This window comes from Niallia taxi (assembly GCF_032818155.1).
GTDB lineage: Bacteria > Bacillota > Bacilli > Bacillales > Cytobacillaceae > Niallia > Niallia taxi_A.
In genome coordinates this window covers 2,823,691-2,848,564 of sequence record NZ_CP102589.1, presented here as the reverse complement: position 1 = coordinate 2,848,564, position 24,874 = coordinate 2,823,691, and the positions used below count along the sequence as shown (strand labels likewise).

25 protein-coding genes and 11 tRNA genes are annotated in these 24,874 nt (G+C 37.6%); 33 read left to right on the top strand and 3 right to left on the bottom strand.

Going from position 1 to position 24,874, the window contains the following annotated elements; translation table 11 throughout:
- The first annotated feature begins 1 nt into the window (after position 1).
- The 26 genes from NQZ71_RS14395 to NQZ71_RS14270 all read left to right on the top strand — a co-directional run bounded on the left by NQZ71_RS14395 (position 2) and on the right by NQZ71_RS14270 (position 17,040).
- Positions 2-1,699 carry a methyl-accepting chemotaxis protein gene (locus NQZ71_RS14395; protein WP_317010907.1) on the top strand — a complete coding sequence of 566 codons (1,698 nt, stop codon included), beginning with the start codon at positions 2-4 and terminating at the stop codon, positions 1,697-1,699.
- 118 nt (positions 1,700-1,817) lie between these two features.
- On the top strand, positions 1,818-2,879 hold the full coding sequence (locus tag NQZ71_RS14390) for a C45 family autoproteolytic acyltransferase/hydrolase (RefSeq protein ID WP_260054144.1): 1,062 nt from the start codon (positions 1,818-1,820) through the stop codon (positions 2,877-2,879).
- 178 nt (positions 2,880-3,057) lie between these two features.
- Positions 3,058-3,237 (top strand): hypothetical protein, encoded by a 180-nt coding sequence (locus tag NQZ71_RS14385; protein ID WP_275005081.1) that lies wholly within the window; start codon positions 3,058-3,060, stop codon positions 3,235-3,237.
- 779 nt (positions 3,238-4,016) lie between these two features.
- On the top strand, positions 4,017-5,828 hold the full coding sequence (ltrA, locus tag NQZ71_RS14380; protein ID WP_455710047.1) for a group II intron reverse transcriptase/maturase: 1,812 nt from the start codon (positions 4,017-4,019) through the stop codon (positions 5,826-5,828).
- Between the two features lie 511 nt (positions 5,829-6,339).
- Positions 6,340-6,786, top strand: coding sequence for a GNAT family N-acetyltransferase (locus NQZ71_RS14375; protein WP_317010906.1), 447 nt, complete (start codon positions 6,340-6,342; stop codon positions 6,784-6,786).
- A gap of 40 nt (positions 6,787-6,826) precedes the next feature.
- The gene (locus NQZ71_RS14370) at positions 6,827-7,147 is read left to right on the top strand and encodes a putative quinol monooxygenase (RefSeq protein WP_127734400.1); all 321 of its coding nucleotides are present in this window, start codon (positions 6,827-6,829) and stop codon (positions 7,145-7,147) included.
- 141 nt (positions 7,148-7,288) lie between these two features.
- Positions 7,289-7,849, top strand: coding sequence for an AAA family ATPase (locus tag NQZ71_RS14365; RefSeq protein ID WP_144452498.1), 561 nt, complete (start codon positions 7,289-7,291; stop codon positions 7,847-7,849).
- A gap of 137 nt (positions 7,850-7,986) precedes the next feature.
- Complete coding sequence (locus NQZ71_RS14360) at positions 7,987-8,814, top strand: AraC family transcriptional regulator (protein WP_275005085.1); 828 nt, start codon at positions 7,987-7,989, stop codon at positions 8,812-8,814.
- Between the two features lie 26 nt (positions 8,815-8,840).
- Positions 8,841-9,761 (top strand): DMT family transporter, encoded by a 921-nt coding sequence (locus tag NQZ71_RS14355; protein WP_317010904.1) that lies wholly within the window; start codon positions 8,841-8,843, stop codon positions 9,759-9,761.
- A 171-nt stretch (positions 9,762-9,932) separates the two neighbouring features.
- Positions 9,933-10,571, top strand: coding sequence for a hypothetical protein (locus NQZ71_RS14350; RefSeq protein ID WP_275005087.1), 639 nt, complete (start codon positions 9,933-9,935; stop codon positions 10,569-10,571).
- 6 nt (positions 10,572-10,577) lie between these two features.
- Positions 10,578-12,275 carry a GMC family oxidoreductase N-terminal domain-containing protein gene (locus tag NQZ71_RS14345; protein ID WP_275005089.1) on the top strand — a complete coding sequence of 566 codons (1,698 nt, stop codon included), beginning with the start codon at positions 10,578-10,580 and terminating at the stop codon, positions 12,273-12,275.
- Positions 12,276-12,337: 62 nt separating this feature from the next.
- Positions 12,338-12,865 (top strand): DUF3231 family protein, encoded by a 528-nt coding sequence (locus NQZ71_RS14340; RefSeq protein ID WP_144452503.1) that lies wholly within the window; start codon positions 12,338-12,340, stop codon positions 12,863-12,865.
- Between the two features lie 530 nt (positions 12,866-13,395).
- Positions 13,396-13,470 (top strand) — tRNA-Glu (locus NQZ71_RS14335).
- A gap of 6 nt (positions 13,471-13,476) precedes the next feature.
- A tRNA-Val gene (locus tag NQZ71_RS14330) sits at positions 13,477-13,552 on the top strand.
- 5 nt (positions 13,553-13,557) lie between these two features.
- A tRNA-Thr gene (locus tag NQZ71_RS14325) sits at positions 13,558-13,633 on the top strand.
- A 15-nt stretch (positions 13,634-13,648) separates the two neighbouring features.
- Positions 13,649-13,733 (top strand) — tRNA-Leu (locus NQZ71_RS14320).
- Positions 13,734-13,747: 14 nt separating this feature from the next.
- Positions 13,748-13,822, top strand: a tRNA-Gly gene (locus NQZ71_RS14315).
- Between the two features lie 25 nt (positions 13,823-13,847).
- A tRNA-Arg gene (locus NQZ71_RS14310) sits at positions 13,848-13,924 on the top strand.
- A 16-nt stretch (positions 13,925-13,940) separates the two neighbouring features.
- A tRNA-Ala gene (locus tag NQZ71_RS14305) sits at positions 13,941-14,016 on the top strand.
- Between the two features lie 4 nt (positions 14,017-14,020).
- Positions 14,021-14,113: transfer RNA gene (locus NQZ71_RS14300), tRNA-Ser, on the top strand.
- 22 nt (positions 14,114-14,135) lie between these two features.
- Positions 14,136-14,212: transfer RNA gene (locus NQZ71_RS14295), tRNA-Asp, on the top strand.
- An 11-nt stretch (positions 14,213-14,223) separates the two neighbouring features.
- Positions 14,224-14,297, top strand: a tRNA-Gly gene (locus NQZ71_RS14290).
- A gap of 5 nt (positions 14,298-14,302) precedes the next feature.
- A tRNA-Leu gene (locus NQZ71_RS14285) sits at positions 14,303-14,383 on the top strand.
- A 215-nt stretch (positions 14,384-14,598) separates the two neighbouring features.
- Positions 14,599-15,579 (top strand): tRNA dihydrouridine synthase, encoded by a 981-nt coding sequence (locus NQZ71_RS14280; protein WP_260055689.1) that lies wholly within the window; start codon positions 14,599-14,601, stop codon positions 15,577-15,579.
- 225 nt (positions 15,580-15,804) lie between these two features.
- A complete protein-coding gene (locus NQZ71_RS14275; RefSeq protein WP_260055653.1) occupies positions 15,805-16,302 on the top strand; it encodes a YehS family protein in 498 nt (165 codons plus the stop codon).
- Between the two features lie 30 nt (positions 16,303-16,332).
- Positions 16,333-17,040 carry a M48 family metallopeptidase gene (locus tag NQZ71_RS14270; protein ID WP_144454648.1) on the top strand — a complete coding sequence of 236 codons (708 nt, stop codon included), beginning with the start codon at positions 16,333-16,335 and terminating at the stop codon, positions 17,038-17,040.
- A 46-nt stretch (positions 17,041-17,086) separates the two neighbouring features.
- On the opposite strand, the gene NQZ71_RS14265 is transcribed toward NQZ71_RS14270, so the two are convergent.
- Complete coding sequence (locus NQZ71_RS14265) at positions 17,087-18,124, bottom strand: helix-turn-helix transcriptional regulator (protein WP_275005095.1); 1,038 nt, start codon at positions 18,122-18,124, stop codon at positions 17,087-17,089.
- Positions 18,125-18,288: 164 nt separating this feature from the next.
- Between NQZ71_RS14265 and NQZ71_RS14260 the strand changes: the two genes are divergently transcribed.
- Positions 18,289-18,993: a class I SAM-dependent methyltransferase gene (locus tag NQZ71_RS14260; protein WP_317010903.1), complete on the top strand. Its 705-nt coding sequence runs from the start codon at positions 18,289-18,291 to the stop codon at positions 18,991-18,993.
- A 298-nt stretch (positions 18,994-19,291) separates the two neighbouring features.
- On the opposite strand, the gene NQZ71_RS14255 is transcribed toward NQZ71_RS14260, so the two are convergent.
- On the bottom strand, positions 19,292-19,753 hold the full coding sequence (locus NQZ71_RS14255; RefSeq protein ID WP_260055656.1) for a hypothetical protein: 462 nt from the start codon (positions 19,751-19,753) through the stop codon (positions 19,292-19,294).
- 124 nt (positions 19,754-19,877) lie between these two features.
- Between NQZ71_RS14255 and lepB the strand changes: the two genes are divergently transcribed.
- The 4 genes from lepB to NQZ71_RS14235 all read left to right on the top strand — a co-directional run bounded on the left by lepB (position 19,878) and on the right by NQZ71_RS14235 (position 22,784).
- Complete coding sequence (gene lepB, locus NQZ71_RS14250; RefSeq protein WP_225314790.1) at positions 19,878-20,435, top strand: signal peptidase I; 558 nt, start codon at positions 19,878-19,880, stop codon at positions 20,433-20,435.
- Positions 20,436-20,464: 29 nt separating this feature from the next.
- Positions 20,465-20,794: an HIT domain-containing protein gene (locus NQZ71_RS14245; protein ID WP_144454653.1), complete on the top strand. Its 330-nt coding sequence runs from the start codon at positions 20,465-20,467 to the stop codon at positions 20,792-20,794.
- Between the two features lie 75 nt (positions 20,795-20,869).
- On the top strand, positions 20,870-21,523 hold the full coding sequence (locus NQZ71_RS14240) for an HAD family hydrolase (RefSeq protein ID WP_317010902.1): 654 nt from the start codon (positions 20,870-20,872) through the stop codon (positions 21,521-21,523).
- Positions 21,524-21,677: 154 nt separating this feature from the next.
- Entirely contained in the window at positions 21,678-22,784 is a 1,107-nt protein-coding gene (locus NQZ71_RS14235; protein ID WP_317010901.1) for a GerAB/ArcD/ProY family transporter, read from the top strand.
- A gap of 60 nt (positions 22,785-22,844) precedes the next feature.
- On the opposite strand, the gene NQZ71_RS14230 is transcribed toward NQZ71_RS14235, so the two are convergent.
- Complete coding sequence (locus tag NQZ71_RS14230) at positions 22,845-23,597, bottom strand: sulfotransferase family 2 domain-containing protein (protein WP_186304011.1); 753 nt, start codon at positions 23,595-23,597, stop codon at positions 22,845-22,847.
- A gap of 174 nt (positions 23,598-23,771) precedes the next feature.
- Here NQZ71_RS14230 and NQZ71_RS14225 point away from each other — a divergent pair, with 174 nt between their 5' ends.
- The gene (locus NQZ71_RS14225) at positions 23,772-24,254 is read left to right on the top strand and encodes a hypothetical protein (RefSeq protein ID WP_260055658.1); all 483 of its coding nucleotides are present in this window, start codon (positions 23,772-23,774) and stop codon (positions 24,252-24,254) included.
- Positions 24,251-24,775: a hypothetical protein gene (locus NQZ71_RS14220; protein ID WP_317010900.1), complete on the top strand. Its 525-nt coding sequence runs from the start codon at positions 24,251-24,253 to the stop codon at positions 24,773-24,775. The genes NQZ71_RS14225 and NQZ71_RS14220 overlap by 4 nt, the downstream gene beginning before the upstream one ends.
- The last annotated feature ends 99 nt before the right edge of the window (positions 24,776-24,874 follow it).

Here is a 24,874-nt window from a genome sequence, read left to right as displayed (position 1 = left end):
CATGAAGTTAAAGCTTAAATTAAAGTTAGGCACAAAAATTAATTTAATTGTATTTGCTATAATAATTGTTTTATCCGTTGTGATCGGTTTTTTGGCACATAGTGAGATTACAAAGGGGATAAAGGAATTTGCGATAGAAAAAGCGAAGGGTGACCTTGCACTTGGTTACAACTATGTTGACAGTAAATACCCTGGTGATTGGACTGTCGTGGGGGACAAGCTTTTAAAGGGTGAAACTGTTATAAATGATAACAACCAGTTAGTAGATTTGATTGGTAAGGAAACAGACGATACAGTTACATTTTTCTTAAATGATACGAGAATTGCAACAAATGTACAGAAAGATGGAAAAAGGGCTACAGGTACACAAGCCTCTCAAGAAGTGATTGACACAGTACTTACAAATGGAAAAACCTTCTATGGCGAAGCAAATGTACTCGGAAAAGAATATCAGACAGCATATAAGCCACTAAAAAATGCTGCTGGAGAAGTTGTTGGAATTATGTATGTCGGTGCTTCAGAAGCAATGATCGACAGTATTTTATCTGCTTTCTTAACAAAGTTTATTATTGTGCTGGTTGTGGTGATTGTAATTGCTTCTGTGGTTATTTTCATATTTACAAGAACAATTAAAAATAGACTTGAAAATCTCACTACTGCACTGGAGCTGGCAGGAAACGGAGATTTTACAGCAAGTGTTTCTGATAAATCCTCTGATGAGCTGAAAAATCTGTCTGTTAGCTACAATAAAATGGCGGACAGTTTAAAAGTAATGATGAATGAAGTCATCTCAACATCTGAGCAGCTTGCTTCTTCCTCTGAAGAATTGACTGCAAGCTCAGAAGAGACGAGCAAGGCTACAGAAGTCATTACCGAATCTATCCAGCAGGTTGCAAATGGTGCTGACCAATCAGCAACAAATGTACAAGACAGTGCTGATGCTCTTGGGGAAGTGACAGATGGAATTCAATCTATTGCCCAAAATGCTCAATCAGTGTCTACTGTTGGCATAAAGGCAACAGAAAAGGCCAAAAATGGTGGAGTTTTTGTGGATAAAACAGTCCAGAAGATTACAGAAATTCATCATTCTGTCGCGAAAACAGGCGAGGCAATAAAAAATCTTGATTCTCGTTCACAGGAAATTGAGAAAATCACAAATGTCATAACAGATATTGCTAATCAGACAAATTTACTTGCATTAAATGCAGCGATTGAGGCGGCAAGAGCAGGTGAAAATGGAAAGGGCTTCGCTGTGGTTGCAGATGAAGTCAGAAAGCTTGCAGAGCAGTCCCAGCAATCGTCTGCACAGATTTCAGCACTTATTAAAACAATTCAAGCAGATATGGTGCAATCAAATGCTTCCATGGAGCAAGTCACATTGGATGTGCAAGAAGGGCTTGAAATTGTCGGGCAGACAAAAGCAAACTTTACGGAAATCATGGAATTTATGGAAAGCTTGACAGCGCAAATTGATGAGATGGCGGGAACATCTGAAATACTAGCAGAAGGTACTAAGGGTGTTGCAGCAACTGTTTCAGAAATACGAAATATTTCTGGACAAACATCCATGCATTCGCAAAATGTCGCTGCCTCAGCAGAGGAGCAGCTTGCATCTATGGAGGAAATCGCAGCATCTGCACAAGCATTGTCTCATTTGGCAGAAAGCTTAAAAGATCTGATTAGTAAGTTTAAAGTATAAATAGCAGCCAGCCTCAAAATTTTGGGGCTGGCTCTTTCACGTTTTCATATTGCTTATTCCTTTTCATCGTCTACTTTTACCAGTATCCTAAAATATAGAACAGATGGGAGGATACATAATGAAAAAAGTTTATGCAGATGTTATGCAATTTCGGGGGACACATTATAATTTTGGCTTTAAACAGGGTGAGTATTTCAAGGACTCTATACTAGTAAAAAACAGAGAAAAACAATGGAAGGTAAGAAAGCCAAAATTTTCGATAGATGTAGAAGAAACAAGGCAGATTTTTGCTAGATTTGCCCCGCTTATCTGGGAGGAGTTGGAAGGGTTTCGTGATGCATTAGGCTGGCCGATGGAACGGGTGCTTTTGGAATTCTGCGGCTACCGTCTTGATATTGACAAGTCAGGCTGTTCCATTTATGTCGGAAATGATTATTTAATCCGTAATTATGATTATCATCCAAAAACCTATGACGGCAGATATACAATTTTTAAACCGACAGACGGGGGGAATGCGATTATCGGCCCTAGCCAAAGAGGAACAGGGCGAATGGACGGCATGAATGAAAAAGGCTTGACGATGGGCTATAATTTTATGAATCGAAAACGCCCTGGTACTGGCTTTGTGTGCAATATGATCGGAAGGCTTATTTTAGAGCTTTGCGGCTCTGCCGAAGAAGCGGCTGATTTGCTGAAGGAAATTCCGCACCGTCATTCCTTTAGCTATGTACTGTTTGATAAAAGCTGTGACACTCCATTCATTGTCGAAACCTCCCCAAGACGGGTAGAGGTCAGAAGAGGGTACTCGTGCACAAATCATTTTAATATCATGACAGAAGAAAATCGTCATGTTTTGAATGATTCAAAAAGAAGATTGGAAATTATCGAGGAAAATCAAACTGGTAATTTGGATGGAGAAGCAGCATTTAAGCTGCTGAATGGCAGTGATTCAGGCATATTCTCCAAGCTGTATGGGGCTTGGGCTGGAACAATCCATACCTCTGCTTATTTTCCAAAAACTCAAAAAGCGTGGTTTGTACTTGGCGGTGATCAAAAGCCAATTGAATTCGATTTTGCAAAGTGGCTCGATGGCGAGAATTTACTGATTGAAAAAGTAGAAGGATTTATTGATACAGACATTCCCTTTGTTCATATGGAGCAAGCCGATTGGTTTAAATGACAGTACTGCATCGCAGTGCTGTCTTTTTATATAAAGGAGGGAGGATAAAATGGCTTCTACTGATTGGAACCGTATAAAAAACACGTATCAGGTAGAATTGAGGATAATATCTTTATTTCGCAATGCCTACCTACTGCCTTTGTACCATTATATATCCATCAATACATTGAGCTAATCTATGTTTATCAAGGCAGATGCCTTATCTTCTGGAATGATAGATGCTCATTTATTTATCATGTTTACGGAGTTAATGCGCCATAGCAACAGCTTAACAAGCATAGAGAGAAACAATATTACAAAAAGGCTTGAAAGTTCTAAATTTGCTGCAGTATATAGAAAGTCACTGCAAGGAATGTAGCCTAACAGATTTGGCAGATTAGTTGTGCGAAATGTTCCTAGTTTAAATGGAGGATGGATACATTACTCCGGTAAAGATTAGGCAGTTCCTTTCGGAACTGAAGGGTTATATCAAAGAATCAAATGATGAGGTAACGCTCGGAAGGGTTCTCTCTTAGTCGAATAGCACTGATTTAGTAAGGATGAAAGTGTTATAAGCTCGATGAAAAGGCATGAGAAATTACCGTATCAGTTCGGCTGACGAAAGCCTACTCGATGGAGTGGTGTAATTCATGGTGCTTGAGTTGAATGAATATGGTGAGAATGCGAAAAAACCTAAAAGTAAAGGTTAAGCTGACAAATTTCTGAATGTACGGGTCTATAACTGCGATACATAGAAATGTGTATATCACCAAATTGTGAGGTTAGCTGTGGGTGAGTAAGAATAACTAATATAAAAACCCATGATACGTTACAGGCGTATGAACGTTAACAGGCTTAAAGGAAGCACCTAAGTTCATTCTATAATAGATATAACTCAACGTTGTAAACTGATAACGTGGAGGACTTACTTCTAATGAAACGATGACAAGGAAAGCAATAATGATACTAGTTACTGCATAACTTGTCTTTATATCAGTGAAAGTGGTGGCACAGTACCTATGAAATGTCTAATCCACATGGAGGGATAGCCACTAGACTAATAAAGATTTATTGAACCAAGTAAGGCAGTTCTTTATCGATTAATAAGGTTCTCGTAAGACTAAAAGAGGTTTAACTCCGAAAGGAGTCACCAACTTATTGAAACGGAAGAAATTGAGGCACAGCGAGTATTATAGTATGCAAGATTGTTTTGACAGACTATATTCTCAAAGTGTCAGTGGTCATAGCTTCTATGAATTAACAGAATTAATGAGTTCTCAAGATAATATACGACTTGCCTACCGGAACATTAAAAGGAACACTGGTAGTAAAACTGGTGGAACTGACAAGTTAACAATTAATGATATTTTGCATTTAACAGTAGAAGATGTAATAGCAAAGGTTCAATCTATGTTTAAAAGGTATGAACCACAAACAGTAAGGCGCGTATTTATTCCAAAAGGAAATGGGAAAACTAGACCTTTGGGTATTCCAACCATATGGGATAGAATTTTTCAACAGTGCATACTTCAAATTTTAGAGCCAATTTGCGAAGCAAAATTCCATAAACATAGTTATGGATTTAGACCGAATCGCAGCACGCATCATGCCAAAGCCAGACTTGAGTTTCTCATTAACCAATCGGGCCTATATCATTGTGTTGATGTGGATATTAAAGGATTCTTTGATAACGTTAATCATAGCAAGCTTTTGAAGCAAATGTGGTCTATAGGTATTAGGGATAAATCACTTCTTTCCATTATATCTAGGCTACTTAAAGCAGAGATTGAAGGGGAAGGAGTACCTATTAAAGGTACTCCGCAAGGAGGTATACTGTCACCTTTATTATCTAACATTGTGTTAAATGAATTAGATTGGTGGGTTAGTGACCAATGGGAAACGTTTGAAAGCAGATATACCTATTCCACCTCTGGTAATAAATATCAGCAGCTAAAGAAAACGTCGTTAAAAGAATGTTTTATCATCCGTTATGCGGACGATTTTAAGGTACTGTGCAGAACTAGGTCACAAGCAATAAGAATGAATTACGCATTGAGAGATTTCTTGAGAAAAAGACTGCAGTTGGAAACTAGCGAGGAGAAATCGAAAGTAATAAATCTAAAGAAAAACTCTTCCGAGTTCCTTGGATTCTTAATAAAGGCTGTAAGGAAAGGAAAAACAAGGTTTGGTTATGTAGCGAGGTCTGATATGTCCAAAAAGGCTAAAGAAAATACCTCCCGACAGATTAAAAAGGCTATAAAAGTAGTCAAAAGAAAACCTTGTGCTGAAACTGTTTGGAATTTCAATACTGTCGTTATGGGTATCCAAAACTATTACGCTTTCGCAACAAACATTACTATTAATCTTAATCAGTTAAACGCTCATCTTCGTAAATCGATATATAATCAATTAAAGAACATTAGAACAGAGGCAAGTATTCATGATATGACAAAAACCTTACAGAAGAGGTACAAGGGTTATAATGTGAGACTATTTAAGATACAACAGATGGTATTTGTCCCCATACATGCCCAGCGTTGGAGAACTCCACTGTGTTTCTCGCAAACGATTTGTAACTTTACTACCGAAGGTAGAGATAAAATACACAATAGCCTGAAAGCTATTGATAAAACAACGCTCTCTTATATCATGAAAAACTACATTCCAAACAGAACAATTGAGTACAATGACAACAGAATCAGTAAGTTTATCGCACAATATGGAAAATGTGCCATATTAGATGAAAAGTTAGGAATTAATGAATGGCACTGCCATCATATAACTCCTTTTTCACTGTCCAGAGATGACAGTTATTCAAACTTGATTGTTGTTCATAAAGCAATACATCAGTTGATACATCTAAGAGACAAAGTTAAAATAAAAAATCTTTTACAATCTTTAAATCTAGATAGAAAGCAGAAAGAAAAAGTAAATAAACTACGATTAAAATGTCAAAATGAAATTATCTAACATTGGAATCCAGCACTCTAACTGCTTAAATACATAGAAAACAATAAATTGGTTTAGTTGGAACGCCGTATGCGGTGAAAGTCGCACGTACGGTGTGAACAGGGGGAAAAGGGAGCGATAACCTCAAACCCTTACCTATCTGTATTAAATATCATCTAAACTATATTTCTGCCATTTTGAAAAAGTAACTGGAAATTAATTAATATTCAGATAGGTTATTTTTGTTCACACCTCTTATTTTTTTGTATTTTGCATGAAGGATAAGAAGGGATAAAGGGAATAAGTGGAGAATTATTCCATGTAAAATCAAACGAAAGAATGTATTAAAAAAATGTAGAAAACCATTACTCAAAACTAGATAAGCTGGTTAATGAAGCGGATTAGGAGGGTAATGGCTAATAGTAGGAATAAACGAAGAAGCTGCTTCTTAAATCAAGTTATTGGTAAGCGTTAACAAACTAAAGTGATAAAATTTTCGTAAAATACAAATTGATGAAGGGAGGAAAATAGAATGAACATTTGCAGGGAAGATTATTCTGAAAACAGTGATTTTCTTCGGAAGAGAGTGGTTGAATATAATCTGTCAAAATTGCCTGACACTATAAAACATCCTGTTAACAAAATTTGTTTTACTGCTAGAGATGATAACGACCAAATTATAGGCGGGATTACTGCAGTAATGTTTTGGCATCACCTGCAAATTGAATCATTATGGGTTGATGAGACAATCAGAGGGTGTGGGTGTGGGAGCGGCCTTTTGCAGAAAATCGAGGAGTGTGCGCTTGAATACAAATGCAGCCATATTCAACTTGATACTTTTAGTTTTCAAGCCCCCGAATTTTATCGCAAGCACGGGTATGAGATTGCAGGTGTTATAAAAGAGCATACGATAAAGGAAAGCAGTCAGTACATTCTTGTGAAGCGATTAAGACGTGAGAAAGACGGCTTGTTCTACTAGTCAGATTTCAATTAAATTAGAGAGAAAGAAGGAAGATATCATGGATAAATTCGGATTGTACGGTAAGTTTACAGCAAAACCTGAGAATAGAGATATGCTTGCAGCAATTTTAATGGAAGCCGCTTCCTCCATGGAGGCTGTGGAAGGCTGTGAGCTGTATACAATCAATCTTTCAGACACAGAGCTTGATAGTGTTTATGTTTATGAAGTATGGACAGATAAAGACGCTCATGAAGCTTCTTTATCACTTGAAGCAGTCCAATCGTTGATTCTGCAAGCAAAACCGCTCATCACTGGAATGGAAAGGATCAGCACATTTAAACAGGTGTGGGGGAAGGGTCTTCCAGGTCAGCCTGTGTAACTAGCACTTTTTTCTAGTTAAGTACATTGGTCTCCAGTTTAAGAAATTTATAAAAAAAATCGAGTGGTTGAGTGCCATGTTCTCCTAATATCATGTAGTAGAGGATTTTTCTTATTAAGGGAATCTGGAAAGGAGTAACAAATGAAGTTTGTTTTAATATTCGGTCCGCAGGCTGTTGGTAAAATGACTGTTGGCCAGGAACTAGCAGCATTAACAGAGTTAAAGCTTTTTCATAATCATATGTCGATTGATTTAGTAAGTAATTTTTTTGGGTATGGAACCGCAGAAGGCAACCGTCTTGTCCATTTGTTTCGGCAGGAAATTTTCGAATCAGTTGCAAAGAGTAATCTCCATGGATTAATTTTCACCTATGTTTGGGCATTTAACCTGCAAGAGGATTGGGAGTATGTTGAAAAAATCAGTGATATCTTTAAAAAGCAAGGCGGCACCGTTTATTATGTTGAATTGGAGGCAGACCTAAAGGAGCGGCTGCTAAGAAACAAAACTCCCAACAGGCTTGAACATAAACCGACAAAAAGGAATGTAGACTGGTCGGAAGCTGAGCTTAAAAGCTCCCTTGAGAAGTATCGTTTAAATTCGAATGAAGGGGAGCTGCATATGGAAAATTATTTAAAGATTAATAATACAACCAAAAGTCCTGCTGAAGTTGCTTTAATCATCAAGGAAAAATTCCAGCTCTAACCTAATACAAATTTTGTCGCTTTGCTTTTTACTCAGCAAGGCTTTTTTTATGTGAATTGTCAATATCATACAAGAGTGTCCGCAATCAACTATGCTACACTTGTTTCATGATAAGCATATGGAAAGGAGAATTACTAATGAGCAGGGAGAAAAGGACTGTAACATATGATGAAAAGCTGCAGATTGAGGCATATCACTTTAATGGAATCATGCAGAAATTCCCAAACCATTTTCATGAATATTATGTAATAGGGTTTATAGAGAACGGACAAAGAAAACTGACATGTAAGCATAAGGAATATCTTATCAATAAAGGGGATATGGTCATTTTCAATCCACTTGATAACCATGCATGTGAACAAGTTGACTATCTTGCATTAGATTATCGCTGTCTTAATATCAATCCAGAAATAATGGCTAAGGTGGCCAAGGAAATTATGGGTAAGGATTATCTTCCGTATTTCACTTCACCTGTACTTGTTAAAACGAGTTATGCATCGTTATTAAAGGAATTACATGAGATGATAATGAAAAATGAAAATGGTCTTGAAAAGGAAGAAAGCTTTTATTTTTTGATGGAATACTTAATAAAAGAATGGAGTTCAGCTCCAGAGGACAGAAAAGCGAGTACAGCTGATAAACGTCTTGATGCTGTTTGCAGATACATAGAAGAAAACTATAAAAACCATTTAACTTTAGATGACTTAGCAAGTGTAGGTAGCATGAACAAATATACCTTTTTGCGGTCATTTACCCGCAAGCTTGGAATAACTCCTTATAGATACTTGCAAACAGTCCGAATTAATCAAGCAAAAAAACTGCTTGAGCATGGCATGAAGCCACTAGATGTTTCAGTGGAGATAGGCTTTGCTGATCAAAGTCATTTTAGTAATTTTTTTATAGAATTTATCGGTTTAACACCAGGCCAATATCGCGACATTTATAGAGAAAAGAAGCAAGCCTGAATATAAAAGAATAAGAGGACATTACAATGAGAAATTATGCATCAAATGGTCATATCGCAGCACTTGTGACTATTTTAATTTGGGGAACTACGTTTATTTCAACAAAGCTGCTGCTGATTGATTTTACACCAATTGAGATTTTGTTCTTTCGCTTTGTACTTGGGTTTGTCGTATTGCTGATTATATTTCCATACAGAATGAAACTCCAGCATAAAAAGCATGAACTACTGTTTATATGTGCTGGTTTATGTGGCGTAACATTATATTATCTTCTCGAAAATATCGCTTTAACGATGACTTTGGCTTCCAATGTCGGTGTCATCAGCGGGATGGTGCCATTTTCAACAGCACTGCTTACGATGCTGTTTTTAAAGGATGAGTCATTAAAGGTGAATTTCTTTGCCGGCTTTGCCATGGCGATGATGGGAATATTCCTGATCAGCTACAATGGCACAGCGAATTTTCAAATAAATCCGCTTGGAGATATTTTGGCAATTGCTGCGACAGTTGTGTGGGCTGCATATTCTGTGTTAACGAAAAAAATCTCCAGCTACGGCTACCATACCATTCAGGCAACAAGAAAAGTCTTTCTTTATGGTCTTATCCTAATGCTGCCAGCGCTGTTTTTATCTGACTTTAAGCTAGGACTTAACAGGTTTACAAGTCCAGTCAATTTATTTAATTTTCTGTTTCTCGGCATAGGCGCATCTGCCCTTTGCTTTGTAACATGGAATATGGCTGTCAGTAAATTAGGCGCTATTAAAACGAGTGTTTATATTTATATGGTACCTGTTATTACCGTTGTAACATCCATGATTGTATTAAAGGAACAACTAACAAAGCTGTCAGCATTGGGCATTCTCCTGACATTAGCTGGGTTGGTTGTATCAGAAGTGAAACTGAACTTCAAGAAAAAAGGCCGATTAGAAAGCCGGATGGTAAAATGATTTTGTCTATCAATTAAATACACACTTGAAAAAAATCTAAGCATAAAACTATTACTATCGGAAGGCATGAACACAATGTTGTTTATGCTTTTTTTATGCAAATACCCGACATAGTCACAATCAGCCTTGAATACTATTAACAGAGTAAATAAAAGCTTAAAGGGGTTAACCATGACTAGGAAAGGAAGCAGTGACCTTTACATAACGTCAACCTTTCAATCACTTGCACAGGCTGTTATTCCACCAGCGTATTATTTTCAAAATGTATCAATCAAAATAGAACCAGGAGCATTAGAACTTAGGATTTACGAATATATATTGGCTATACTGCATCAGTCCATGTCGCAAAAGATAAAGAGTCAAATGAATGTTGCATCAATGGCTGAGTCAACAGCACAACTACTTGATAGTGGTGCTGTTGCATTAATACAGTCAGGTGAAAATGTAAATCTTTTAACTGTGTCTGGTTTTCCTTATGGCGGACCTTTTACCTATTTATCACAAATAGACAGGCTTAAGGCAATTTCTATAATAGATCGACTTCAGATTAATAAAAAGCATTTAAGTTTGCCTTACAAAGATAATCTTGGATTAATAAAGAATATGATGGATGTATTAAATCAACTAACATTATTTGGATTTTACTCTGAATGGACTGGTTATGGAAGCTCTGCTACACTTCCTCCTGAGAAAAGAAGATTGGAATACGTTCCGGTTGGATGGGAACAGACACATTATCCAGGCCCTTCCTACGCATATCGGGATTTTAGAGGTTTTAAAGCATTCATGCCTAATAAGAGGAAGAAGTGATGGGCAATGCATGATGTTATCGTGATTGGATCTGGCGGTGGAGGTGCTGTTATTGCAAAAGAATTAGGTGAAAAAGGCTTAAAGGTGCTTGTGCTAGAGGCAGGTCCATGGTATGGAAATCAAAAATGGCCCCAACCTAATCTGGATGCAGGCGGAAAATCCAGCAGTGCTTTGACTGATTTAAATATTCATCTATATAAGGAGCTATTGAATAAGGAAGAAATGAATATGAATGATCTTGTCACTGGAAGGTTTCGTTGGGGTCCTGCGGATCGAAGCAAGGCGCAATGGTTTCGCAACATTAAACAAAAGGCAATGATTTGGCAAACAGCAGGCGTTGGTGGCACTACCCAAGTTTATACGGCAAATTGTCCAAGAGCATATCCACATGCGATTGACGGTGTATGGCCATTTTCCTACAAAGAGCTTGTTCCTTATTATGAAAAGGTTGAAGCAGAGCTGCCTGTCCATTTTGCAGCTGCTACTGCAAAGGAAGAATTATTTTATTATGGTGCGAGCAGGCTTGGCATGAACTTCACTCCAGTATTAAATGTACAATGGCCCGGTTATCGTCCACAGCCGAATGCTATTCTTCCCCCAAATCAGGCTATCCTTAATTCTTCTGGTGTCACAGATGAGCAGCTTTCGTGGATGGAAGGCTGTACGTTGGCAGGCCACTGTATTAACGGGTGCCCTCATGGTCCGTCTGTCGACAAAATTGCCAAGCGTTCAACGAATGTAAGCTATATTCCCCTTGCCTTAAAAACTGGAAATGTATGTATAAGGCCAAATGCATTTGCTGTAAAGATTCTGACAGAAACAATTGATTCAGAGCTGCGTGCTACCGGTGTGGAAGTACGGAATACTTGGACAGGGGAGCAGGAGGAGCTAAGGGCAGCAACAGTCGTGTTGGCATGCGGAAGCATTGAATCACCAAGACTGTGGTTGAATTCGAACTTGCCAAAAAACCAGTTTGTAGGCAAAGGCTTAGTAACACATAATATGGATTGGATAACCGGCATTTTTGATGAAAAGGATTTGATTTCTATTTTAGGGAGCAGGGAAATAAGACCTTTTGTTGGGAATACATGTGGAGCAAGGCTTGACTATCCTGGACTTGGGGCGTTGCAGACAACTGGATTAAGTCCGGGTTTAACCGCTTCCTTCTACAGTTTAAGTGAATCTGGTTATTACTTTAATCAGAATGTACCTTCAAAAAGTTCATGGGATGTAGAGGGAGGCCTTGCAGGACCCTTCCTAAGGAAATGGATGGATGAATACCCGCGGTCATTAAGTATATTAGTGACAACAGATGATGAAGTCGATGAGCAAAATGGTGTGACACTTGATCCACTTCTGTCTGATGAAAATGGGTTTGTCCCAGTCATCCGTTATAAAGCAACAAAAAAGTCGGAGAGGAAGCAAGTAAAGCTGGCAGGTCTTGCTGCTGACGTCCTCAAAAAAGCAGGAGCAAAAAAAGTTCTTCGCTCTAATTGGCCCTCAGGTATTATGATTCATATGGAGAGCACGATGAGAATTGGCCGAGTAGTCGATAGCAATTGTGAAGCTTATCAAGTAAAACGGCTTTATATCGCAGACAACAGTGTGCATGTAAATGGACTAGGCGGCGTCAATCCAACCCTTACAACACAGGCGCTGGCTGTGCGGACAGCAGAAAAAATAATAGAAACTTACTTTTCTTAGCATGTTTTTTGGCCATTTCGGAAAAATTAAGAAAAACATCTTAAGATAGGTGGGATTTTTATATGAAACTGATGGATGTTATGCATGATGCATTTGCGCCATTTTTGGATGGCGAAAAAAAGCCTTTAAACGTTATGGAAGTCTCTAATTTGTGGTTTTACTTGTTAGCTACAGAAACGACACTTCGTAATGAAGAAATATCCTATAATTTAGCGCAAGACCCGAAATTGAAGTCTTTGATAAAGGATATAACAGACACAATACATATTCCAATGCGAGATGAGCTGCAGGAATTTTTAAAAAAGGAAGGAGTTCCACTACCACCGACTACGCCTCAAAAACCACTTGGGGATTTTCAAGATATTCCAGCTGGTGCTAAGCTGAATGATGAAGAAATGGCTAATCTACTTTCCTATAACTTAGCTGCAGGTGTTAATTACGGGGCAAGGGGGCTGACGGAATCGATTCGGGCAGATGTCGGTTTATTGTTTTCAAAATTTATTTTGAAAAAGACAATTGCAGGTATGACGGTTAAACAATACTTGGATGAACATGAATGGCTGCGTGTTCCACCTTTTTACAAACAATAAGATAGAATGGAAGAGGCTGGGACATAAGTATGTGAACCAGCTAGACCGAACTACTTAATCAACTATTGATTAAATAGTTCGGTTTTTTGTTTTTAGTTTAAATACAAAAAATTAGAAATTTTAGTGGAATGGATCGGAGGCCACTCGACTACTAAGGGAAATAGAGGAAAGGATGAGACCCCGCAGGCGAAGACGAGGAGGCTCCATACCTCCCCGCGGAAAGCGAGTGGGTGCAGCGCAATGAAACGAACTAACTTTAACTCAAAATTTTATTTAGACACAACCTTCATTTTTCAAATTTTAGTTGTAATTCTATTATTCGTGTTTAGAAAGCTTATCTTTTGTTTTGTCCCAGCCTCTTTTTTGTTATAATTATTAAGCTTAAACAGCATTTATAAGAATAACTTCAAAAAAAATAAAAAAATATTAAAAAACGTATTGACGATTTGTTTATTACTTTATATAATAATCCTTGTCGCTGAAACAACAAACGAAATAAACGATGAATCAGCAATGGAAAATGAAAATATGGCCCATTGGTCAAGCGGTTAAGACACCGCCCTTTCACGGCGGTAACACGGGTTCGAATCCCGTATGGGTCACCAATATTCGGAGGATTAGCTCAGCTGGGAGAGCATCTGCCTTACAAGCAGAGGGTCGGCGGTTCGATCCCGTCATCCTCCACCATATATGCCGATGTAGCTCAATTGGTAGAGCAACTGACTTGTAATCAGTAGGTTGGGGGTTCAAGTCCTCTCGTCGGCACCATTGATAAATTAATTTGCGGGTGTGGCGGAATTGGCAGACGCACTAGACTTAGGATCTAGCGCCGCAAGGCGTGGGGGTTCGACTCCCTTCACCCGCACCAATTAATTTTAATATGCGGAAGTAGTTCAGTGGTAGAACATCACCTTGCCAAGGTGGGGGTCGCGGGTTCGAACCCCGTCTTCCGCTCCAGAATTACTTATAAATTTAAAAAAATGCGCCCGTAGCTCAATTGGATAGAGCGTCTGACTACGGATCAGAAGGTTATGGGTTCGACTCCTTTCGGGCGCGCCATATAGATTTACGTTTTGGGGCCTTAGCTCAGCTGGGAGAGCGCCTGCCTTGCACGCAGGAGGTCAGCGGTTCGATCCCGCTAGGCTCCACCAAAACGGAGGAATACCCAAGTCCGGCTGAAGGGATCGGTCTTGAAAACCGACAGGCGGGTCAAACCGCGCAGGGGTTCGAATCCCCTTTCCTCCTCCATTTTTACTTGAAAATTATATATGGTCCGGTAGTTCAGCTGGTTAGAATGCCTGCCTGTCACGCAGGAGGTCGCGGGTTCGAGTCCCGTCCGGACCGCCATTATTTAATTCGCGGGTGTAGTTTAATGGTAAAACCTCAGCCTTCCAAGCTGATGTCGTGAGTTCGATTCTCATCACCCGCTCCAATTATGCCGGTGTGGCGGAATTGGCAGACGCGCACGACTCAAAATCGTGTTCCTCTGGAGTGCCGGTTCGACCCCGGCCACCGGTATTAACTTGACTGTATGCTATTACAGTGAAATGAACGTTTCTTACACTTTGTAAGGAGCGTTTTTTATTTGTTGATAGTAGATTACCTATTCATTGATAATAAGTATTAAAGCATGGTATAAGTGATAGATAAGAAAAAACATGTTTGATTTTTTAATATAGATAGGACAAAACTAACATAATATCCCAAACCTGAGAGAGGATTTGAATATGACTATGACAAATAATTTTTGGCGTGACCTACCACGACCATTTTTTGTACTTGCACCAATGGAAGAGGTGACGGATGTTGTTTTCCGTCATGTAGTAAGTGAAGCAGCTAGACCAGATGTATTCTTCACAGAGTTTACAAATACAGAGAGCTATTGTCACCCAGATGGGAAGCAAAGTGTGCGTGGCCGTTTGACTTTTACAGAGGATGAACAGCCAATGGTTGCACATATATGGGGAGATAGACCTGAGAATTTCCGCCAAATGAGTATTGGGATGGCAGAACTTGGATTTCGGGGCGTCGATATCAATATGGGCTGTCCTGTACCGAATGTGGCATCTAAGGGTAAGGGGAGCGGTCTTATCCTCCGTCCTGATGTTGCTGCAGAAATCATCCAAGCAGCAAAAGCAGGAGGATTACCTGTTAGCGTGAAAACTAGACTTGGCTATACTGAACTAGACGAATGGCGTGACTGGTTGACACATATCTTCAAACAAGATATTGCTAATCTGTCGATTCATCTGCGTACACGCAAGGAGATGAGCCAAGTAGATGCGCATTGGGAGATGATTCCAGAGATTAAAAAGCTCCGCGACGAAATTGCCCCAAATACATTGTTGACGATAAATGGTGATATACCTGACTATCAAACTGGCTTGGAGCTGGCAAAAAAATATGACATTGATGGAGTTATGATTGGGCGCGGTATCTTTAAAAATCCATTTGCCTTTGAAAAAGAGCCAAAAGAGCATAGCAGTAAAGAGTTACTTAACCTTTTAAGATTGCATCTTGATTTGCATGATAAATATTCTAAAGAGCTAGAGACACGTTCATTTAAAGCATTACATCGCTTCTTTAAGATTTATGTGAAGGGCTTTAGAGGTGCAGGTGAATTAAGGAATCAATTGATGAGCACAGCTACTTCTGATGAAGTACGAGCAATGCTTGATCATTTCGAGAAGAATATAGAAGAAACAATTGATTGATAGGACCTTAAGAAAGTTAGCAATTATTTGAATATATTTAGTTGGCAGGTGTGAGAACAGTTATCCTGAACTCATTCTTGCCATTTTTCATTATTTGCTGCTAAGGCAAATTATTTTTACAGCTTACAAACCTAGTCAGGTTGTTGCGAAGAAGTATTAGTTATACTAAAATTAAGTACCTGTTAGTTACTAAAGATACTATTAAATACAAGGAGTTTATACATAATGGAAATTCAAGATATGGTTATTCGCTTAAGATATGCTTTGGAAATAAAGAATAAAGAAATGGTAGAGATTTTTAAGCTTGGCGGTGTTGACGTAACGGTGCCTGAAGTGATCGAAATACTCACAAAGTCAGATGATGAGGAAGAGGAAAATGACGACAAATTACAATGTACAACAAGTATGTTTGATTCCTTTTTAAATGGACTAATTATTTACAAAAGGGGAGTACAAGAGCCTAAACCAGGAATGCCTAATCCACCAGCCCAATCCTCTCCAAAAAGGGAGCATATAAATAATCTTCTTTTAAAAAGAGTCAAAATAGCCATGTCATTAACAACTGATGATATGCTAGATATTTTTGAAAACGCAGGACTAACAGTAACAAAAGGAGAATTAGGTGCTTTATTACGAAAAGAGGGCCATAAAAATTATAAAGAGTGCGGAGATAAATTCGCTAGAAACTTCCTAAAAGGACTGGCAGTTAAATATAGAGGATAAGGGCATAAATGCTTATGCAGGTGATGAGAAATGTTACATACTTACTCAGGTTCGACTATAAAGTATGAGGTGAAATACAAAAACCGAACTTCTATCGGGATAACAATGAACAGCTATGGGGAAATTGAGGTTCAAGCTCCGAAAAAGACACCTGATGAAAAAATACTTCAAGCATTAGAAAACAGATGGGAACTTATCCAGGAAAAATTGGCAGAAATAAAGGCTAGAATGAATGGCCCACAAGAAAAGCTGTATGAAAATAATGAAAGCTTTCTTTACTTAGGCAAATCATATCCTATAAAAATCGTCCAAGATGCTACTATTAGTCAGGATTATGTTGTATTTGAACAAGAAATACTGTATATATATGTGACACAGTTAAATGAGGAAAAGAGCAAACAAGCATTAAGGCGGTTTTATTATCAGCAGTGTAAGGCCTTAGTGGAGAAGAGCATTTCTATTTATCAAAGTAATTTTAAAACGAAACCCCGTTCTGTACGAATTACAGATAGTAAAACGAACTGGGGGACCTGTGACTCCAACCTGCGCTTAACCTTCAATTGGAAGCTGGCCATGGCACCCCGTGATGTGATTGATTATGTAGTTATTCACGAAATGTGTCACATGGTTCATTTAAACCATGATCGCTCGTTTTGGCGTCTTGTAGGAAAAATAATGCCAGATTATAAACAAAAAGAAAACTGGTTGGCTTTTTCAAACTGGAAAATGACTGTTTAAAATATAAGCTATCCTAAAAAAGACTTCACTTTTGTGAAGTCTTTTTTTATATGGAGAAATTATACTTATTAAGTAGCACCCATATTAATTCACCTCTAGTCGTTGTACCCGTTTTTACGAAAATCGACTTCAAATGATCCTGCACAGTGTGTGGTGAAATAAAAAGCGCTGCCGCTATTTCTTTAGTGGAATCACCATGAAGTAAATGGAATATTAGTTGTTTTTCCCTGTCTGAGAGCCCATAATAGCCTGATGTTTTAATTAGAATTTCCTGTGGTGTTGTTTGTTGACAGGAAACCGCATATTGCTGTTTGTCTGATTGCAATACAGTCGCATGAATTGTCAGGAATTCACCAGCAGAAGGATGCAAACATATCTTTGCTTCCATTTCCTCTGCATTGTTTGTTATCAATGCCTTTGCTTTCATGCAGACAGCTCGAAGTGGACGTGGTAATACATTTGCTTTAATGTTTTCAGCTTTCCGAAGCATGTCGGCCAATAAAAATCCTTCATTGTTTGCTGAGGTAATGTGAAAATCCTCATCCAGAAGAATAATGCTTTTCGCCCAATTAACGTCACTTTCAAGCTTTTGGGGGAAGGCAAGAAGCTTATAAAGGTTAACAGCGATAGGTGGCAAAAGCGAAGCAAGCACCTCTATATCCATTTTGGTAAAGGTTGTTTTATCTATATTGCGAAGCAATGTCAAAAATCCATAGCATTTACCTTTATGAATAATGACTGCACGTAATTCATCGGCAAAACCTGCGGGAGAAAGAATTTCGCGGAATCGTTCACTCTGTTCAAGCACACCATTTGTCGTGTTGCTTAATAAAGCAATATTGGTAGCTGTTGTTAAAAGCTCTTCAAAATGATTAAAATCCTGCTTTAAATATTCATTTTCAAACAAATAAGGATGAATTTTTTCTATTAGGTCATCGGTATAAGCGCCAGTCGAAAGCAATGTTTCCGTATCAACTGTCGTAAAACACGCTGCATCAAAGTAAACCCTCTTTTTTAAATCAGCTAGGCACTTATGCAAAAATTCTTGAATAGAGTTTGTCTCTGATGAAAAATTCGTTGCCATTAAATCCCTCCTTTCTAATTCAATAGTTTATATCCCACTAATTTGGGATTACATTTAATAAGATTACACCTTAAACTGAAAATGATTATCAATATCATTTATTGTAATTGTAACTGAACAGAAGGTAAATAAAAAAACTCATGTGAGTTTAGGAGGAAAATTTAATGGGAAATAGGTTAGCACAAAGCTGGCATGAGCCAAATGTAATTACATATGAACAGAAAATATCAAGAAAAATAGCAGGATACTCCACTTTATATGACCTAACAAGCAAACTAATGTCAGTGTCAGTCAATAAGGAGGAGGAAAAATCAATCTTAATTGTTGGTGCAGGAGGAGGCCAGGAGCTGTTAGCTTTAGGAGCAGATTCTAAGTGGTCATTTATGGCAGTGGATTCCTCAAAGCCTATGCTTGAGCTTGCTAAAAGCAGAACAGCGGAATTAAATAAGCACATATGTTTTCAGCAGCAAGAATGGGAAGAGTTTTCAAGCAGTGAACGGTTTGATGGTGCAACCTGTTTACTTGTTCTTCATTTTATTAAGGGAATCGACAATAAACGTAAGTTCTTAAAAAACATTGCAAAACACTTAAAACCAGATGCGCCCTTTTTGGTTGCAGCTATTTTTGGAGACTTAAAAAGTACATCCTTCGAAATGCATATGGCTGCTTGGAAGCAATATATGTGTGGAAACGGTGTATCAGAGCAGGAATTTTTAGATTTTGCCCAAAACTTTGGCAAGGGCACAGAGGTCATTTCTGATAAGCAAATGGTTGAACTCCTTCATGAGTGTGGTTTTACGGAGATTAGTCGCTATTTCGGATCATTTCTGATTCAAGGCTTTTATTGCAGACGAAGCAAACTTGAATAATAGGGATTATAGTAAGCGTTAAAATTAGTTCGTTTTATAGCGCTCTGGTGTTCCTCTGAAGTAGCATGTGGGTGTTTAAATCGTCCTTTCTCCATTTCGCTATTTTTAAAAACTAAGTTTTAAGAAAACTCCTGAAGTAGGATACGTTAAATCGGTAAAATAAGTCGGCAAAAACCCTTTTATCTATAAGCTGTCTGTAAATTGCCGACTAATGATATTACATTAAGTTATCCCTTTTTAAGTAAAAATAAGACCACAGGGAGATAATTCCTACCTCTTAATGATTGCAGATGATCGCCTAGTTTATCTGCTTTTTTCCTTTCTCGACAATAAAGCGGTGAAATACATAGTTTAGTGCAGCGACAATTAAGCTGAGTCCAAATAGCTGGCTTTTTTTCATGTTGACTAGTTTATATATCTTAAATTTTTGAGCAAGTGCTGTAAGCGGGTACGCAAATAAATAGTCTGCAAAGATATTCGTGATAATATAAAGCCAAAGTTTTTCATAAGTTAATTTAAAGATCCATAAATTCAATGTAAAAAATAGCCCGAAAACAAAGGTGATATCTGTGGCGATACCTGGAACAATCGGGTTTTTGACCTTCCACCACTTATAGGTTTTAGAGAACTCGCTGATTAGCGTGATAAGAAGAGAGCTGAACATACCAGTTGGTAAAAAGCGTCTAAAGGATTTTGCTCCAAACAGAAAAAATGTTAACATTGGTCCGATTAATAGTACATACATTTTCCAGGTTTTCATTTTCATACCTCCTATAGCCAACAAGTGTATTATTTCCATTACAGTAATATTTAATTAGTTCAATTTAATGCCATTAAATGGTACGATAATAGGTGTAAATAGAAGAATAAAAGGTAGTGATAGGTTGAAAAATTTGCTGAACAATGAAAACTACGAATGGCTTAAATCAGTCATGTTTGCTATTGCTGCAGTACTGGTTATCCGGTTATTCATCTTTGTTCCGATAATTGTGGACGGTGAATCAATGAAGTCTTCTTTAGATAATGGAGACAGGATGATTGTAACGAAGGTGGGAACGGTTAAACGGTTTGATATCATTGTATTCCACGCAAATGAAAAGGAGGATTATATAAAAAGAGTCATTGGCTTGCCTGGCGATAAAATAGCGTATAAAAACGATACACTTTATATAAATGGCAAAGCATATGAAGAACCATATTTGGAAAATAACAAACAGGAACTGCGGAAGCTATACAGGAGTGGAGTGCTATTAACGGAAAACTTTACATTAACAAATTTGTTAGGATATGAGCGTGTTCCAAAAAACACCTTTTTTGTCCTTGGTGATAATAGAAGGAATAGCACAGACAGCCGGGTTATTGGCTTTGTTCCAGCAAATAAAGTTGTCGGCACTACAAATATTGTTTATTGGCCAATCAAAAATATTCATCTCGTAAACTAGTTAAATTTGAAGAAGGCGGGGTTGAAAAGATGACAGAGGATTTTTATTGTGAGGAAGTACTGAGTGGCAAAACGATTGTGAAGAAAGTGTTAGAAACAGACAATGTGTTGGCATATTATCATACAAATCCTTTTTATCCAGTTCATATTGTAGCAATTCCGAAAAAGCATATTTCCTCCCTGCTAACACTGGAGGAAAGTGATCATCCCTTATTACTGGAACTGATGACTGTTATTCAAACAACGGCAAAAATGGTGACAGAGGAAAACGGAGCATGCCGTGTCATTACAAACTTAGGGAAATATCAAGATTCGAAGCATCTCCATTGGCATATAGTTTCTGGCAGCCCACTTAAGTAATACTAGCACTGATAAAATCCTTTAAAATCCCCTCCGTCTCTCTGATTAATAGCCTTTTAAAAAAGGAGCGTTTAAATGCTAAATGCCATTATTTTTGACATGGATGGGACGTTGTTCCAAACAAATACTATTCTCGAATTATCACTAGAGGATGCTTTTCAACGTTTAAGGGATAAAAATCTATGGAATGAAAAAACACCAATAGAGAAATACAGGGATATTATGGGGATACCGCTTCCACAAGTATGGGAAGCTTTATTACCTCAACATAGCAAGGAAGTCCGTGCGGAAACAGATGCTTATTTTTTGGAAAGATTGGTCGGAAATATCCGCAATGGTAAAGGAGCACTATATCCATATGTAACAGAAATACTTCCTTTATTGAAGGAACACGGCTACTCTATTTTCATTGCAAGCAATGGACTGCCCACCTATTTAAAGGCAATTGTGAAGTATTACACGTTAGATAAATGGGTAACAGAAACATTTAGTATAGCGCAAATCGATACATTGGATAAAGCTGACTTAGTGAAATTAGTAGTAGATAAATATAACATAACCTCGGGTGCTGTGGTTGGTGACCGTTTGTCAGATATACAAGCAGCAAAAGCGAATGACTTACTTGCAATCGGCTGTAATTTTGACTTTGCGAAGGTAATGGAGCTTGTTCAAGCTGATCAGGTAATAGATAACCTGCGTGAATTACATGCTGTTCTAGCTCCATACTGAAATGAAGCCCCTTTCTAAAGCATGAAAGGGGCTTTTTCCAGTCCTTTCAAATTGCTCTCAATAGCCTTACATATTCACACATAATAATGGGAAATATAGGCATGATTACTTTCTGCCGATTGAGGATTGTAGGGAAAAGAGGGAAGCAGCAGCTATGTTAACAGAAAGAATTTCTTTAACACAATTATTTGCATTAATATTAGCCTTTAACTTAGGAAGCTCTTTAGTTTTTGGGATTGGCTTAGAGGCAAGAGAAGACAGCTGGCTTGTTATCCTATTGTCTACCTTTATTGGCGTTATCGTTGCGTTTTTTTATTTTAAAATTATTTACATGCTGCCAGACAAAAATTTGTATCAAATTTTAGAATATTGCTTCAGCAGGCCTGTTGCTATTATCATCAGTTTCATATATGCTGTTTATTTTTTTTATATTGCTGCCCGCATTGTAAGAGATTTTAGTGAGTTAACCTCAGCAGCAATATTACCAGTAACTCCAATTGAATTTATTTCCTTAACATTAACCGTTTTGCTCGGCTATATATTATATCTTGGTATAGAAGTGCTTGGGCGGACCACAGAGGTGTTGACACCTTATTCCATTTTCTTTTTATTATTATTGATAATCTTCTTGTATGGAAGCAGAAGTATGTCTCTGGAAAATATCCAGCCGGTAATGGGGCGAGGTGTAGGAATCTTTATTAAAAGCATGTTTCCGTACGAAGTGGCAAGACCTTATGGAGAAATGGTCGTTTTCATGTGTATTCTGCCATTAGTAAGAAATTTCAAGGATAGCAGGTTGACCTATTTTGTTTCTGTAGTTTCTTCCGGGCTATTTTTGACATTAACAAGCTTGTTGATTACGACCTCTTTAGGAAGTAATATTGCCCTGCGTGCCAACTTTCCGCTTCTATCTGCAACAAGGCTTGTCTCCATCGGCGAATTTATTGAGAGAATAGATGTTATTTCTGTGTTTATGATCATGCTGGGCGTCCTTGTAAAAAGCTCGGTTTTTATATATGGCGGCTTAAAAGGTCTTGAATATATCTTTAAGCTTCCATATCGATATTTTGTTATGCCAATGATATTTATAATCTCTGTCTTTTCTATATTTATTAGCAGATATTTTGCTGACCACGTATATGAAGGACTTCGTGTAATACATTATTTTTTAAGTATGCCCCTGCAGTTTATGCTGCCAATCCTGTTATACTTAATTGTTTTAGTGAAGACTTCTGTGAAAGGGAGCTCGGTTAGTAAATAACATATTATGCTTCCAATTAAATTTGGACATATTTCTTAAAAGTAAAAAAGCAAAGCTAAATTAATTTGGCTTTGCTTTTTTACTTTGCTTGTTCATGTATTTTTGTTTTTGCACGAAGCTTTTCATGGCTTTTTTTTCTCGATTTGGCAAGTTTGTTAGCCTTTTTTGGAGAAGCTCTTTAGCGAATTGATACAGCTCTAAATCGAGCTTGTTATGCTCTTCAATCAGCTTAATTGTTTCCAAAGGTACATCCGCACGCCTTAACTTTGTTTTTGTGATGTTTACCTTTTCATAATGAATGTCTGTCCAACCAAAGGCAGATTTCAGCAAATACAAGGATTCATCGAATCGTTCTGTAATGCCAACAACATCAAATGTCTCTAGCCGTTGTTTCGCAAGGCTGACATCATATTGAATTGGGGTACCGCATAAAAGGAGAGTTTGGCCATTTTGAGCCTCTGGTTCTGTCCGAACATATTCCTCTAAGCTCATGTTCTGCAATCGTTCATAGCCTGGATAATTTTTTAAATAAGAATATAACGAAAGAACTCTGTCGACTGGATGGCGCAGCATCGTGAAATAATGGTACGGTTTTGTAAATTGTTCATGAGCACCATACAGAAGATGCCCTGCAATCGCATGAATCTGGTTCCTGTCCTCGGAAGTTAAGTCGGCAAACGGAATAATCTTATTTTGAAAAAGCTCATGGTCATACAATTCCTCTGCTGAAAATTGTCTTGTGAAAATGGAGTTTAAGGTAGATCCACCGGTTTTTGGGATGTGTAGAAAAATGTGCAGTTCCTGTTCCCTCATTTTTACACCTCTCTTCTTATTCTAAATTTACTCTATATTATTAAATGAAGTATTTGAAAAAACGGTAAGGCATTCGTGTAGTCCTAAAAAAAAAGACGAGCCAAACGGCAAAAAACGCATAATAATGTGCACTTTTAAAGGAAATAATAGAAAAAAAAGTCACTGGAGGTTAAAATGGCGTTTGCAGTTTACTTTTTTATAGGCTGGATTTCCATCATTTGTTTTTTTGTACAAAAAAAGAAGCTTAGTGTCGTAGAAAACACCGTTTTGTTTTTATGTGTGTTAATTGTTAATCTTAATTGGACATGGCTTATTTATGAAGAGCTTGGTTTCATTACCTATTCCCATGATACTTGGAATTTTATCGCTTATTTAATAAAAAGGAGTATCATTATTCCGCTAATTGTCTTAATTTCTTTAAATTTTGGGCGTACAGATGCTTCACTATTCAAAAAGCTTACACACATCATTGTTTCATCTTTGGTTATTTTAGCTGTGACTAGTATTAGTCATTATTTAAAGGTGACAACAGTTAAAGATTGGTCCATACTGTATGATTTTTCTTACTATGTTGCATTGCATATTTTTGGGCTTTTGATACATAAGTGGTATCAAACATACATAGTAGAAAAAGAAAACGAGGTGCTGACACGATGATTTGGATCGGAAAATTTGATATCAATGAAATTTCCTTATTGATTTTTACTGTTGCCGCGTACTTATTCGTTGTGTTTTCGCCAAAAAAGCTTCGCAGGGAAATAACATGTATGAGTTTATTATGGGGGATTTCAACAGGTATCGTGTACGACTTTACGATAGGGGGAGGATTACTGGATTTATATCGCGAAAATGACACAAACCATTATGAGTTTTTCGACCTGGTTTACTATGCATTATATGGTCCTTTTGGTTATGCCTTTATGTATTTTTATGAAGTGATGAAAATACGCAAAAGGACGTTTGGATATTACATAGCTGGGTGGGCTTTATTCGGGGTTCTTGCACAGTGGCTTTTCACCATCCTGCATATTATTACATATCAGAATAACTATAGCTTACCTTTTGCCTTTCCAATCTTTTTATTTACCCAATCAGTGACTGGATTGTTTTATCATTATGTTTCGACAGTCTATCCTAACAAAAAGCTAATGGAAAAAGAAAAAATACAGACTGAATAATGGGACTAAACAATTATTCCAAGTAAATCAATAAGAATACCCTAAAAAATGATTGACAACAACTTTTAGATGCTGTTAACATAGGTTTATCAGATATTG

Coding starts and splice junctions, on each gene's coding strand:
- NQZ71_RS14395 (WP_317010907.1), top strand. CDS start 2: ATGAAGTTAAAGCTTAAATTAAAGTTAGGCACAAAAATTAATTTAATT.
- NQZ71_RS14390 (WP_260054144.1), top strand. CDS start 1,818: ATGAAAAAAGTTTATGCAGATGTTATGCAATTTCGGGGGACACATTAT.
- NQZ71_RS14385 (WP_275005081.1), top strand. CDS start 3,058: ATGTTTATCAAGGCAGATGCCTTATCTTCTGGAATGATAGATGCTCAT.
- NQZ71_RS14375 (WP_317010906.1), top strand. CDS start 6,340: ATGAACATTTGCAGGGAAGATTATTCTGAAAACAGTGATTTTCTTCGG.
- NQZ71_RS14370 (WP_127734400.1), top strand. CDS start 6,827: ATGGATAAATTCGGATTGTACGGTAAGTTTACAGCAAAACCTGAGAAT.
- NQZ71_RS14365 (WP_144452498.1), top strand. CDS start 7,289: ATGAAGTTTGTTTTAATATTCGGTCCGCAGGCTGTTGGTAAAATGACT.
- NQZ71_RS14360 (WP_275005085.1), top strand. CDS start 7,987: ATGAGCAGGGAGAAAAGGACTGTAACATATGATGAAAAGCTGCAGATT.
- NQZ71_RS14355 (WP_317010904.1), top strand. CDS start 8,841: ATGAGAAATTATGCATCAAATGGTCATATCGCAGCACTTGTGACTATT.
- NQZ71_RS14350 (WP_275005087.1), top strand. CDS start 9,933: ATGACTAGGAAAGGAAGCAGTGACCTTTACATAACGTCAACCTTTCAA.
- NQZ71_RS14345 (WP_275005089.1), top strand. CDS start 10,578: ATGCATGATGTTATCGTGATTGGATCTGGCGGTGGAGGTGCTGTTATT.
- NQZ71_RS14340 (WP_144452503.1), top strand. CDS start 12,338: ATGAAACTGATGGATGTTATGCATGATGCATTTGCGCCATTTTTGGAT.
- NQZ71_RS14280 (WP_260055689.1), top strand. CDS start 14,599: ATGACAAATAATTTTTGGCGTGACCTACCACGACCATTTTTTGTACTT.
- NQZ71_RS14275 (WP_260055653.1), top strand. CDS start 15,805: ATGGAAATTCAAGATATGGTTATTCGCTTAAGATATGCTTTGGAAATA.
- NQZ71_RS14270 (WP_144454648.1), top strand. CDS start 16,333: ATGTTACATACTTACTCAGGTTCGACTATAAAGTATGAGGTGAAATAC.
- NQZ71_RS14265 (WP_275005095.1), bottom strand. CDS start 18,124: ATGGCAACGAATTTTTCATCAGAGACAAACTCTATTCAAGAATTTTTG.
- NQZ71_RS14260 (WP_317010903.1), top strand. CDS start 18,289: ATGGGAAATAGGTTAGCACAAAGCTGGCATGAGCCAAATGTAATTACA.
- NQZ71_RS14255 (WP_260055656.1), bottom strand. CDS start 19,753: ATGAAAACCTGGAAAATGTATGTACTATTAATCGGACCAATGTTAACA.
- NQZ71_RS14245 (WP_144454653.1), top strand. CDS start 20,465: ATGACAGAGGATTTTTATTGTGAGGAAGTACTGAGTGGCAAAACGATT.
- NQZ71_RS14240 (WP_317010902.1), top strand. CDS start 20,870: ATGCTAAATGCCATTATTTTTGACATGGATGGGACGTTGTTCCAAACA.
- NQZ71_RS14235 (WP_317010901.1), top strand. CDS start 21,678: ATGTTAACAGAAAGAATTTCTTTAACACAATTATTTGCATTAATATTA.
- NQZ71_RS14230 (WP_186304011.1), bottom strand. CDS start 23,597: ATGAGGGAACAGGAACTGCACATTTTTCTACACATCCCAAAAACCGGT.
- NQZ71_RS14225 (WP_260055658.1), top strand. CDS start 23,772: ATGGCGTTTGCAGTTTACTTTTTTATAGGCTGGATTTCCATCATTTGT.
- NQZ71_RS14220 (WP_317010900.1), top strand. CDS start 24,251: ATGATTTGGATCGGAAAATTTGATATCAATGAAATTTCCTTATTGATT.